At 51.5% G+C, this 12677-nt stretch carries 12 protein-coding genes; all 12 read right to left on the bottom strand.

Translation table 11 applies throughout. The annotated features are described in order from the left end of the window. Positions 1–8 precede the first annotated feature (8 nt). Positions 9–1322 carry a Pycsar system effector family protein gene (locus H144_RS0103910; RefSeq protein ID WP_019940729.1) on the bottom strand — a complete coding sequence of 438 codons (1314 nt, stop codon included), beginning with the start codon at positions 1320–1322 and terminating at the stop codon, positions 9–11. A 30-nt stretch (positions 1323–1352) separates the two neighbouring features. Next, positions 1353–3749 (bottom strand): GAF domain-containing protein, encoded by a 2397-nt coding sequence (locus tag H144_RS0103905; RefSeq protein ID WP_019940728.1) that lies wholly within the window; start codon positions 3747–3749, stop codon positions 1353–1355. Between the two features lie 104 nt (positions 3750–3853). Then, positions 3854–5131, bottom strand: a complete 1278-nt coding sequence (locus H144_RS0103900) for an NAD(P)/FAD-dependent oxidoreductase (protein ID WP_019940727.1) — start codon at positions 5129–5131, stop codon at positions 3854–3856. Positions 5132–5217: 86 nt separating this feature from the next. Continuing rightward, positions 5218–5946: a methyltransferase family protein gene (locus tag H144_RS0103895; protein ID WP_019940726.1), complete on the bottom strand. Its 729-nt coding sequence runs from the start codon at positions 5944–5946 to the stop codon at positions 5218–5220. Continuing rightward, positions 5943–6692 (bottom strand): carboxy-S-adenosyl-L-methionine synthase CmoA, encoded by a 750-nt coding sequence (gene cmoA, locus H144_RS0103890; RefSeq protein WP_019940725.1) that lies wholly within the window; start codon positions 6690–6692, stop codon positions 5943–5945. Before cmoA ends, H144_RS0103895 begins: the two co-directional genes overlap by 4 nt. A gap of 15 nt (positions 6693–6707) precedes the next feature. Then, on the bottom strand, positions 6708–7346 hold the full coding sequence (locus tag H144_RS0103885; RefSeq protein ID WP_026350398.1) for a sterol desaturase family protein: 639 nt from the start codon (positions 7344–7346) through the stop codon (positions 6708–6710). A gap of 1 nt (position 7347) precedes the next feature. Then, positions 7348–7917, bottom strand: coding sequence for a DUF4833 domain-containing protein (locus H144_RS0103880; RefSeq protein WP_019940723.1), 570 nt, complete (start codon positions 7915–7917; stop codon positions 7348–7350). Positions 7918–7936: 19 nt separating this feature from the next. Beyond that, a complete protein-coding gene (locus H144_RS0103875) occupies positions 7937–8857 on the bottom strand; it encodes a PfkB family carbohydrate kinase (protein ID WP_019940722.1) in 921 nt (306 codons plus the stop codon). A 42-nt stretch (positions 8858–8899) separates the two neighbouring features. Beyond that, a complete protein-coding gene (locus H144_RS0103870; RefSeq protein WP_019940721.1) occupies positions 8900–9607 on the bottom strand; it encodes an HAD family hydrolase in 708 nt (235 codons plus the stop codon). 143 nt (positions 9608–9750) lie between these two features. Beyond that, positions 9751–10764, bottom strand: a complete 1014-nt coding sequence (locus H144_RS0103865) for a lysylphosphatidylglycerol synthase transmembrane domain-containing protein (protein ID WP_229207834.1) — start codon at positions 10762–10764, stop codon at positions 9751–9753. A gap of 22 nt (positions 10765–10786) precedes the next feature. Beyond that, positions 10787–11746, bottom strand: coding sequence for a CDP-alcohol phosphatidyltransferase family protein (locus H144_RS0103860; protein ID WP_019940719.1), 960 nt, complete (start codon positions 11744–11746; stop codon positions 10787–10789). Next, positions 11746–12615, bottom strand: coding sequence for a hypothetical protein (locus tag H144_RS0103855; RefSeq protein WP_019940718.1), 870 nt, complete (start codon positions 12613–12615; stop codon positions 11746–11748). The genes H144_RS0103860 and H144_RS0103855 overlap by 1 nt, the downstream gene beginning before the upstream one ends. Between the last annotated feature and the right edge of the window lie 62 nt (positions 12616–12677).

Below are 12677 nucleotides of genomic sequence, written 5' to 3'. Positions count from 1 at the left end.
CTGTAAAATCAGTGTTCGAAGAATATGGACGCGATCACGAATGCGACTACCGACACCACAATACCAAACATGAACACATTGTAAGCCACGCGCAGCAGCCGGTACTTCCGCCCCAGCACAACGCCCTGCGAATACACGTCCTTGGTAAGGCTGCCGTAGAGAAATTCCCGGTCGTTCATCATCGTCTGCATGCCTTTGGAATACTCTTCAAAAGACATCCGGTAAAAATTCCCGAAAAACAGCAGGTTCACGCTTTTGGCGTCGATATCCTCGTCCGTGAATGTGCCGCGCGGGATGGTCGGGCGGGTGGAAAGGATCGAGAATACCATCGTGACCATACACACCGTGAGGAGCATCATCGTGGGCAGAATCAGGTAGGCATTGTCTTCCAGCTTGCGCACGAGCACGCTCAGTAGCACCGAAATGATGATCGACGTCGTCGTGATCATGATATGCGCCTTGTTGTCGGCCATGTCGCTCAGCCGCTGGTGGTTGTTGGAACTGATGCGGAACATCGTTTCAATGCCCTTGTCCGGCCGGTCGTCCTTCTTCTTTTTGCCTTCGGCGATTTCGGGGATCAGCAGCCGCTCTTCCTTGTGATGCTTCCCGGCAGCCACGGCCACCGGTATCGATCTCGGCGCCTCGTCGGCCACGGTTTCCGCATTCGCCGTCTGCGGGCTGGCTGGTTCCGCCGCCACGCTTTGGGCCGATGCTTCGAGCTCGTCTTCCAGCAGCTTCTGTTTCAGCTTTTCGAGGTTCTTTTTCTTTTGTTTATCCAAAAGGTCCCGGCAGTAATCTGTATGGTACTCATGGGTTTCAAGCAGCTTGATCGTGCTTTTGCGCCATTCCGTTTTATCGATCTTGTGCCCCAGGCGCTGTTCGGCTTCCTTGCGCACGAGCTTGTTCCAGTCGCTGAACTCCGGCGTACCGAGGTGGTACAAATCGGCGTCGCAAACGATCTGTTGAAGGAAATTGGCGGGATTCTGCGGCCAGATCGTCGCCAGCACGCAGCCTTCCACTTCCGCGATCACATCTTCCTCCACCTCTTCCGACCGCAGAAATTCCGCGGCCATTCCGGCCCCGCGCTTTTCGTGGCCGGCGGCTTCGCCAGTACTGTAACCGGTATCATGAAACCATGCGGCCGCTACGACAATGAAGGTCTCCCTGTCCTCCAACCGGTAATGGTTGGCGATCTTCACGGCATTGGCCACCACCGACTCCGTGTGAGCGAGGTTGTGGTAACTGAGCTGCGTCAGGGCTTTCGTGCCAAAAAAGTGATGGACGTGATGCTTAACCTTGTCGAGCCGATGGTTATAGTTCATAGAACTTTCAGTTATAAATAATGCGCTTCGTTAATTCCAGTCCGAATCCAGATTCACGCCGACACGCAGCGCTTTCAGGCCCGTAACTCCTTGCAGGTCTTCGAGATCGAAGAATTCCAGGTCATCCAATAAAGTATTTTTTTCCTGCAAATACCGGATATACCCTACATATTCTTCGGCCGACTTGCCATTGAAATATACCAATGCGATTTTGCCCGGCTGGGTAAGCCGTTCGCCGGTACCTTTCACGTGCACCTTGTCGATCCGCTTCTTGATCACCTGGTACCGGATGTTGTACGCGCCTTCCACATCGAACCGCCGCTCGTCGTCGCGGAAACTGATATCGATACTGCCCGAATTGATAAAGATCAGTTGGGTCGTGTCGAGCGGCTTTTCCAGCTGCGGGATCAGCGAATGCGTGATCCTGGCGATAGCCGCCATGGTCGTCAGCTGCCACAGACGGATGTTTTTGAGGTAAAGTTCACTAAAACGCTTTTGCGGTTCAATGGACTGACCAATGTAAATGTCGTACTCAATGCCGTCCGTTCTGAATTTTTCGAAATAGCAGGGATAGGCTTCCTGGATTTCGTTGCGGAACAAATCCAGGTACAAATTCACCGACGAGTTGATGGCCTGCATCGAAGCTTCGAGTTCCCGGCGGTTGGCGTAAGCCGAGCCGTGGTCCTCGTCGATCATCGCGAAATACTGGTCGATCCGGTTGCGCAGCACGAGCTCGCCCGGGTCCATCGCGCCCGATCCGAACTGTTTCAGGCTTTCCTCCTTGAAATGCAGCAGAAATGGGTGCGCTTCGTTTTCGAGGAAATCGCGGATTTTCATTTCGTCGTTATCCGTGCTTTCGTCGGAGATTTCCGCGATCCATTTCCGGCATTTGAAAATCATCTCGTCGGCCAGGCCGAACCCGAGCTTTTGTTTAAGAACAGTAAAGGTTTCTATCAATACATTGAATTGGAGGCGAAGGTCTTCCCGGAGTGCTGCATTCCTTTCGATGGTCGAATTCCGGATGTCGACCGCGCCGTAGAGCGGGTACACGTTCCTGAACTGAATGCCTTCGATTTCGGCCGTTTGCGGATTGAGTGCCTTGTCGCGGATGTAATGCCAGGCCGTTTCGCGAAAACGCCATTGAACGGCGGGCTGCAACGACGTAAACTTGTCGCGTATCACATTGTCGATCTGCACATTGAATTCATCGATGTAGTTGGTCATCATCTGCGCGATCCACGGCAATGCGATATCCAGCTTGGCCAGCAGCCGCTCATCGATCGATTTCTGCTCTTTGGAATACACTTCCAGCACGCCTACCACCTTGTTGTCGTGGTACACGGGCAGCAATGCATAAGCTTCCACGCCGTCGTTTTGCAGAATGCGGATAAAATCCTGCTTATTGGGATCTTCCACGCCCAGGTTACGGAGCAGCAGCGTTTTCGGCGACTCGAAATACTGGGTCGCCATATCGAGGTATGTCTGCTCGGCGAGGTCGTTTTCCGTCGCGGCGGTCATGAGCTTGCTGAACAGGATCGAGCTGCGGTCGAACACGAGCTTGTTGTTCACGCGCAGCACGGCCATGAGACCGAAATCGATCCGCGGGTTTTCCACGAGCATTTTCAATGCACCTGCCACGTAGTTGAAATACGTTTTGTGATCGTAGGAAGCCCGGTCGAGAATGGTATTCTTGATATTTTCCACCGCATGCTCGGCCGTTACGTCGTTCAGCGTGATTACCGAAAAGCCTTCGAAATGGAAGAGGCTATGCGGGAGCAGGGTGGAAAAAGTGTTGATATCGAAATTCTCCTGCAAGTCGGACCGCAGCGAATCCAGGTCGAGCTCGGGCAGGCTGCCTTTGGCATACACCTCGCAGAAGCGGTTGTCGATATGGGCACGGTAATATTTTTGCAGGCCGGATTTATCGTCTTTCAACGTAATGATCATATCCGGATGGTGCAGGGGCGGGAAATTGTAGAGCTTTTCCAGAATGAAGGAATAAAGCATCTGCATTTTCTGCTTGTAATTCACGCCCCGGTCCTCTATGAGTTCGCAGCGGATGTTGCCGTCCTGCTGGAATAGCAAACTGTAAAATCCCGATGTGCCGTAGAATACCACGGGACTGACGGGGGCACTCAACGCCCAGAAAACTTCCTTTTCGTTGGCGATAGGTGGCATGAGCATGCCATAGATCAAACTCAGTTCCTCCTTGTAGTTGGTGACTTCCGAGAGCGGAATATCCTGGCTGAAACCGGGATTGGCTTTCAACTTGTCAAGAACCAGCGAGAAAAATGTCTTTTTGACCGTTTCTTCCTGATCGATCTTACTTTCCAAAAAGCTGATGAAGCCTCGGAAAGAAATGGAAGAGTCAAGTTTCTGGAGACCGTATGGTGTGTTTTGAGTTACATCAATCGTGATCGGTTCCATTATTCGGTTTTTTGCACACTGAATGAATGCTCTATCGGCTTTCTGTACTAAAATTCAGTGTTTTTTGTCAAACTGCCAACGATAAACGTTGAATTACGGTTCCATCAGACCGATTCGACCTTTTCCTGCGTTACCGAGGGCTTAATGATCATTCGCAGGGACTGATCTTTGGTGAAATAAGCGATCATCCAGTTGTAAAGCGTTTTCATGCGGTTACGATGGTTGATCAAAGAGATAAGGTGGATGAAAAGCCACGCCAGCCAGGCGATGACGCCTTTGAAATGCACTTTCGGAGACGGCAGGTCCACCACTGCCTTGGCCCGGCCGATGATCGCCATAGAGCCTTTGTCGTTGTATTTGAATGCGTGCGGCGGCTGGTGCTCGGCAATGAGCCCGAAATTGCGGGCCAGGTTCTTGCCTTGCTGGATCGCCACCTGCGCTACCTGCGGGTGGCCGTTCGGGAAATGCTCATCGGCGGTTTGCAGGCAGCAGTCGCCGATGGCGTAGATATTGTAGGTACTGTTGACTTTGTTGTAGGCGTCCACGAGCATCCGGCGCCCGCGCCCGTAAGCTTCCGCGGGTATGCCGTCGAACACGCGTCCCGTCACGCCGGCCGCCCAGATGAGCGTTTTGGCTTCAATGCTATCCCCTTCCGAGAAGTAAACCTTGTCGTCGACGAAATCGGAGACGTGGGTATTCAGGCGAATTTTCACGCCGAGCTTGCTCAATGCGTCGTAAGTATCCTGCTGCGAATCCTTGCTCATGGGCGAGAGCAGTGCCTCGCTGCCGTCGACAAGGTAAATTTCGCTGCCTTTGCCGGCCAGTTCGGGGTATTCCTTTCGGAGGATGCCGTTGCGCATTTCGGCGAACATCCCGGAGATCTCCACGCCCGTAGGGCCGCCGCCGGCGATCACGACCGTCAGTAGCTTCTTGATCTCCGCCGGGTCGTTGCTGAGCGTGGCCTGTTCCATTTGCATGAGCAGCTTGTTGCGCATACTGATCGCATCTTCGAGGGTCTTCATGGGCGTCGAGTTGCGCTTCACATTCTCCATGCCGAAGAAATTGGTTTCCGCGCCCGTCGCGAACACGAGGAAATCGTAAGAAAGCTCTCCGTTATGCAGGATGATCTTATTTTCACCGGGCACCACTTTTTGTAACTCCCCTAACCGGAAGTGAAGGTTTCCTTTTCCCGAAAAAAGCTTTCTGAACGGGTAACTGATGCTGGATGGTTCCAGAAAGGCCGTAGCCACCTGGTAGATCAGCGGCGGAAAGAAGTTATAGTTGTTCTTATCGACCAGCGTTACCTCGAATGTCTTACTTTTTGCAAGGTCCAGCGCCAGGTTTACCCCGGCAAATCCTCCTCCTACGATTACAATGTTCATGGTGCTATTATTAGGGGGTTATTAAATGTGTGATCCGGTTCAGGAGGGTGCAACCAATAGCATGCCAAAACGGGTCGGCAGCGGTATTAAGCCATGCTGTCCGTCATCTTGCCGGATTTTTTCAGGTACCTCACGTAGGCGTACAATGCGCCGAGGATCAGCACGATCACCGCGAAGACGACAATGCGGCTGTCGGGCTGCGGTACGATTTGCGGGTATCTGAAAATCAGTATGGCTACGATGCCTATCAGCCACACCAGCAATGTGTTATATTCTTTCAAAAGCCAGCGCTTGTAGTTGAAACGCATGCCGCTCAGGGTTTCCGAAATGCCGGCCGGATTGATCAGCCAGCGGCTAACCCTGCTGCAATACGCATCGAACTGTGCGCCGAATTTGTTCCTTAAAAAATTCTCTTCTGCCAGCACGATCGCCTGATATATAAACAAAAATGCGGGCATTACGATTCCGACATAGATCAGCGAATTGGCCAGTACGCCCACACCGAGCAACATCAGGATATTGCCTACATACAGCGGGTTGCGGCAATGCCGGAATATGCCTTCCGTCACCAGCTGTTCGGCGTACACCTTCTTGTCGCGGCCGCCGCGGATAATGTACGCAAGCCCGATGGTAATGCCCCGGATGATCTCGCCCGAGAACGTGATCAGCAGGCCGAGTATGACAGGGTACAGGTAATAGTCCGGCCCGAACCGCTCCGGTGAAAACAGCTGCGGCGACGGCAAAAACAGCAGCAGGTACAGGACGATAAACAGGTTATTTCTGTATTTGAAAAAGAAGTTACCGATCGCGATCATGATTTTTTATAAGCTATCATTCCTGAAAAATTGTACCACTTGAAGAAAATTTCGCAGTCCGCGAAACCGGCCTCTTTCAGCAGAAGCATGTTTTCAGACAACTTGTAAGGGATCAGCACATTTTCGAGCGCTTCCCGTTTCTGGGAAATTTCGAGCTCGCTGTAATGGTTGCGCCGCTTGTAGTTGTAATAGTATTTGATAAAATCACGATTGAATACGCTGCTTTCCGCCAGCACTTTCTCCACCAGCAGCAGCACGCCGCCGGGGTTCAATCCGTCATATATGTTTTTCAGAAGCCGCTCGCGGTACAATGGCCTCACGAATTGCAGCGTCAGGCAAAGTATCACGACAGAACCGTTGGTAATGGGAAGCTGCTGGTGCAGGTCCCCGGCGACGAGGTCATAAGGCCTTACAAAACCCGCCTCTTTCAGCTTCAAGTCGCATTTGTCGAGCATTTCCTGCGACTCGTCGATGCCGATAAACCGGATGTCCGAGGGAATGAGCTGGTCCAGACCAATCATGGTAGTACCGGTTGAACACCCCAGGTCGTACACGAATCCCCCTTCTTTCACATGGTCGGCAGCGATCTCGGCGAGCATCCGCTGCATTTCATTGTAATAGGGTACTGACCTGCTGACCATGTCGTCAAAGACGCTGACCACCTTCGTCCCGAATTTGAAGTCGGATACCTTCGTGATTTCATCCTTGAAGACCTGGTCTGAATTCTCATTTCCAAGGTTCTTCATAAGTTAAAGTTACAGTTAGATTGAGTTAGATTTTGGGGCGCGATTTGCGTTCGAGTCAAAAACCCTGTCCCAAATATCTGAACTTACACCGTAACCTTTACTAGCATCTGAATAATGATGTTGCATATGATGCTTTTTTAATTTCTTCCAGAATGCGGATTTGAAATTAGCATGATGCAACGCGTAATGGCTCATATCATAAAAAAGATACCCCGCCATAAACCCCGAATAGAAGGCTGCCACATAGTATTCACTTAAAAAAACGGTGAACAGGAAGTAGAAGCCCGTCGCCAGCGGAATGCTCACCGAGGGTGGCATCACCAGTCTTTTGGCGTCGTTGGGGTAGTCATGATGCACGCCGTGGAAGATAAAATGGATACGCTCCATCAACTTGCCGCGGGGTGTAAAATGAAACACAAACCGGTGCATAAAGTATTCGGTGAATGTCCAGAAGAACAGTCCCGCGAATACTACGCCAACAAAAGTATACCAGGCCATCGCCCCCGGACCAAGCGCTTTCCAGGAGAAATAGGTGATAACCGGTACGAAAATAAAAAGGGGCACTGAGTAATGTACCTTCGAGAATGCTTCAAGGAAGCTGCTTTTAAACATCCTTGATGATTCCGTGGAATTGGAGACATAGTTCTTAGGCATGTCAGGATGGTTTTATTCGCTGAATAATCGTTTTACCGGTGGCGATCTCGGTGCCTTTCAACTCGATATAGAGCACATTCGGCGACCAGAACGTGCCGCCGTCGATGCGGATGAACACTCTTTTGAGAATGCACTCGCGCCGGTCTATGCTCGTGTACACATGGTATTCGTTGCGGTTGTCCCTGCGAAGGTAGAGCGGTAATTTGGAGTACGCTACCGACCGCAGTTCATAGCTTGCATTACCGATCGCCTTTGAATTGATACCGTATGCAAATTTACGCTGCAAATAATTTAAATCTTTCTTCACCCCGCCTTCCGGATACCTGATCCAGAATGTGTTAACGGGATTTTTCTCACTAAGTCTTCCCTGTTTGTCGACGTTAAGCTGATAACAAATTGTATTCGTATTCGGATCACGCTGAATGTAAAAAAGCAGATCGGGCACCTCGTTGGGGACCGGGAAATCGTCGGGGTCCGTGGCGGTCGTGCCGGCCTTTTTGCCGGTTAATCCTGCTGCATACGAAACAAGCGTCAGGCTGATCGCCATCAGAATGCTGAGTATGTATTTCATGACTTTGGTAAAAAAGGTACTATAACAAAATGGCCTGTGCGATCACTTCGCGGTCGCATTCGCCGTACTGCAACACTTCCTGCACGTTGTCGGCTTTGCCCGAGAACGGTCCGGAAGACTGGATTTTCAGGGTGGCCATCGCTGCCCCGAACTCCCCTGCTTCCTGCACGCCTGCGCCTTTGACGCGCTGGCTCAGGTAGCCGGCCATGTATGTATCCCCGCAGCCGGTAGCGTCCACGACGTCGGTGGGGCGGTAGGCCGGGATCTGGTAAAAATGATCATCCTTATAAATCAGTGAGCCTTTGCTGCCCAGGGTAATGATGACTTCTTTTACACCCAGATTGGCGAGATATTTCGCACCTTCGATGATGTCGCTCGTACCTGCCACCACTTCCATTTCGAATTCGTTGGCTTTGAGAATGTCGATGTAAGGCAATGCCTCTTTCTTGTCTTCCCAATCCTTGTACAGCACTTTCTGGTCTTTCACGTAACGCAGGTAACCCTGGATATCGAGGGAAACTTTGCCTTTCGCGGCCAGCGACTTGATCAGGTCTACGGTAATGTCGTCCGATAGCAAAGGTCCCAGGTGGAAATACCTGGCTTCGATGGCGGGCATTTGCGATACGGTGAACGGCGCTGCCTTATGCAGCACATTCTGCTCGCGGTGGTCCTGGTTGGCGCTGTAAATGTTTTCGAAATAGACTGTGTAGGGACTGTTCTGGGAAAATACTTCGATGTTCTCTTCCCGCAGGCCGGCAACGATATGGGCCTCCTTTTCAGCCAATGCCGTTACGAGCATATAGCGGACGTCGAACTGCCGCAGCGCCTTCGAAAAATAGAACGAAGTGCCTCCGGGCATATACTTGACAGACTGGGCAGTAACTACTTTATCCAAAGTGATATGCCCGATGGTACAAATGTCGTACATGGTACTTTTCATTTATTTTCACCCGGCATTTAAATGCCTGGCCAAAAGTTAATATTAGCCCAGGTTTTTAATGGTGTCAGCCACCTGGGCGAAATCTGTAATTTCCGCGTCGGCTACCGACGCGTGCGTTTTGGCTTCCTCTTCGAATCCCGCCACATTCAGCCAGATCGCCTTCGCGCCTGTCGCCTTTGCAGGCAGAATGTCTTTGGAATACGAATCGCCTACCGCCACGCATTCATGGGGAAGAAAGCCCTGCGCCTCTACGCCCAGCTGCCATATGGCGGGGTCGGGCTTCCGGACGCCGACCACTGCCGATTCGACGACAGACTGGAAATAATGCGCTATGCCAAATTCCTTTAAAACGCTGTTCAGGTTTCCGTAAAAGTTGGATACCATCACGAGGGGGTATTCGGCGGCCAGTTTTTCGAGAACGGGCGCGGCCTTTTCAACACTAGTGCGTGCGACGCGGTCACATTCGCGGGCGATGGCCTCGATGGCCTGGCCGTCCAGCTCGTATCCGTTTTCTTTCAGGTAGCCAAACTGCTGCTCTGCTTTGAGAAACAGCACATCATAAAACACATGATGCGGCTGGATGATCGGATGGATGGCCAATGCCCTCTCGCCAAACTTGTATGCACTCGCAAATGCTTCTTTGTCAACCTTTACCTGATTATTTTGATAAGCATCCCACAGCACATTGGCCCAATGCAAGCCATTGGTGTCGATTGTACCGCCATAATCAAATAATATTCCTTTAATCATTTTTCTATATCTGTTTCCAGGGATTGAAATCCCTGGCTGTTTGACAATGCTCCGTGCCTCCGGTACGCTTAGATCTTCCAGTGCCGGAGGCACGTCCGTCCCATCGCCCCGGATTTTAATCCAGGGAAGGAAGGATCAATTAATTAGTTTGATCTGACAGGAACTGGTTCCAGTTTTGGATCTGTATTGTCTATTTGATTGTCTTTTGTTTTTCTGTTAATCAAGGCCAATCCAATGATAATCCAGACTATCTCCCTGATCCTCAAAACCACTCCTATAAAAATCCCCTGCGCGGCGGGCAATCCTACACTTCTTAAAGCCAGCGCGAGGCCGCCTTCGCGGGTACCGAGCTGCATCGGGAAGAAGAAGATCAGGTTCGCGAAAAGCGACGAGCCGGAGCTCACGATCAGCGACTCCGCCAATGTCATTTCCATGCCGATGGCGTGGGCCGTGAAATAGATTTCCAGGCAGCCGATCACCCTGCCCGCAAATTCATAGAACAGCGAGGCATAGAATGCATTCCGGCGGTCGGAATACAGGACGCGGATCTGATCGTCTACCTCATACAGCGTTTCGGCATTCTTCAATGCGAACTCGCGGGCTTTATGTTTGATAAAAGGCACTTTTTCCAGCAAGCGGAACGTGCTTACCGTAAATCCTTTTTTATATACATTGATAAACCAATATCCCAGCACCAGCCCGACTACCAGCAATATCCCGCAACCAGCCAGCATGACATCGCTCAATGGAACCACCGCAACAATGAGTACAATGGACGCCAGCCAGAACAGCACGTGCGAAAACATGTGCATCAGACTGTACAGCAGCACCGAGGAAGTGGCCTTCTGGATGCCGAGCGTGGGTTTCAGCTCCATAATGCGGTATGGCTCTCCGCCCAGCGCCACGAATGGGGTAATGTAGTTGATCGCATAGCCCGAGATCGTCAACCGCAGGACGGCCCAGAACGACATGTTCGTTTCCGGCAATTGCGGCTCGCGGATGATCGCACGGAATGCAAGGGCATTCAGGATGTAAATCACCAGCCAGCTCCCGATCACCGGCGCGAACCAGATGCCCGTACGGTTGATATTCTCCCAAATCACAAGCAGCCCTGTGCCATAGATCATATAGCCCAGCGAAAAAATGCCGATTGCCATGAAAAGGGCCTTGTACAACTTGCTACCCATTGTATTTGCCGGAGGTTATCTCCTTGTAAAAATGATTGCTCACCTGCTCCTGCTTCACGATCATGTAGATCAGGATCGGGTTGAGAACGAAAATGTCGAAAAAGAAATAGATCCACGACTGGTCGAGGAACAGCCAGAGGAAGAGGAATATCACCCGTGTGTTGAACTGCACGATATTGGTATACTTCATCAAAGGCTTATTCTGCGCGCGGAAGTCGGTAATGAGCCTCGCAGGCAGGCCGTTCTGATACTTTTCCTTCACCACGGCCAGCAGTTTTTGCAGCTTAGGCGAAAAGAATTCCTGCTCTTTGGTATAATTCAAATAGAGCCGCGCCACGATTTTCATGCCAAACTGCCGCGTCCAGCTCATTTCATCGTATTCCTTTTGCAAATCGCGGCTGTTGTCGAGCTCGCTGCCGTTGGTGCCTTTGATGAAAAACAAATGCACGTTGCGGTAGTAATCCGCCATCGCCGACTGGATCATATGCGACACGCCCGCTACCACGCCCGGCACCCAAATCCACGCCGTCCAGCCCTCTTCCATACTGCGCAAACAGATCGCGATGTGAATGGCGATGAACCAGAAGTCACCGGCGACACCGTCGAGAATGCGGCCGAAGCGGCTTTTGTCGTTCGTCATGCGCGCGAGCTGGCCGTCGGCGCTGTCGAGCGAGTTGGCGAACATGAGCGACAGCATTCCGAGCACATTAATCCAGAGCTGCTGCGGGTAGAACAATATCCCCGCGGCCACCCCGAAGAAAATGCTGATGATCGTCACCGGGTTCGGGCGAAGGCCTACTTTGGCGCAAAACAATGCGATTTGGTAGCCGATCGGCCGGTAAAACCAGATATCGATCTTTTCCTCGGTATCGTTCGATTTCAACGAGTTTTCGAATGCCGAGGTCTTTTCAGGTTCTTCTGCCAATGGGCGGGGTGTGGTGGTTGTCTCCATTAATTGTTGTTCAAAAATCTTTCGTAAAGCCGGCCGGCAATGTGCCCGGCCGCCTGGTCACGGCACGGTGCGAAACTGGGCCAGTCGTTCAGGTCGATGATGCGGAAATCGCCGTCCTTCCCGATAATGGCATCGCCCCCGTAAATATCGATCCCCACTACCCCTGCCGCTTCATTCGCCGTGTTCTGCAAACCTTCCGCGCTGAACGGGTAATACACCGAGTTGCCGTTGATCTGCTGGTATTCCGCATATTTGTGGTGATTAGCATCGTACGGGTAGAACCAGAAAAAGAAATCCGTGCCCCTTACCCCGTAAAACTTCACCAGATCACCTACCAAATGCTGCGAGATCACCGCGTCGGGAATCTCGCGCAATGCGTACTCCCGCAAAATCTCCTTGGCTTCCTCGCGCGATGCGGCAAAAGACACATCTTCCTTATGGATGGCGTGGAAATCGCCGCGTTTGATCCAGTAACCCTTTCCTTTTATTTTGTCAAAAACTTCATCTCCCTGGTAATCGGTCGGTACGATGTAGCTATCCGCGACCGGGATATGGGCATTGTTCAATGCATTGGTCAGGTTGGTGCGGAAGCAGTTTTCGATGCCGAATGCAGAGTTCAAAACCTGCGTGCCGTTCCTTTCCAGTTCCTGTAACCGGGCCACGACCTGCTTTTGGCGTGCCATGGTAAAAATCTTGTCGTAATCCACTGTTTCCATCGCCAGGAACTCATCTTCGCAACAGATGGTAATGCGGCATCCCAGTTTTTCCAGCTCTTTGGCCGTCTGGGAAAAAATAGCATCGTCGTTCCCGATATGGTTGGGCGAAAACTTTTTGTTTCGGTGCACGCCCAGAATTTTCAATTCGTTCATCTATGGTGTTGACCGGCAAAACGCCCCGGTCTGTTAGTAAAAAATTGGTGTCAGTTCAGTGT

Source organism: Dyadobacter beijingensis DSM 21582, from assembly GCF_000382205.1.
GTDB lineage: Bacteria > Bacteroidota > Bacteroidia > Cytophagales > Spirosomataceae > Dyadobacter > Dyadobacter beijingensis.
Note: the sequence above shows the minus strand (reverse complement) of the source record. Positions and strands in the feature narration are given on the sequence as shown.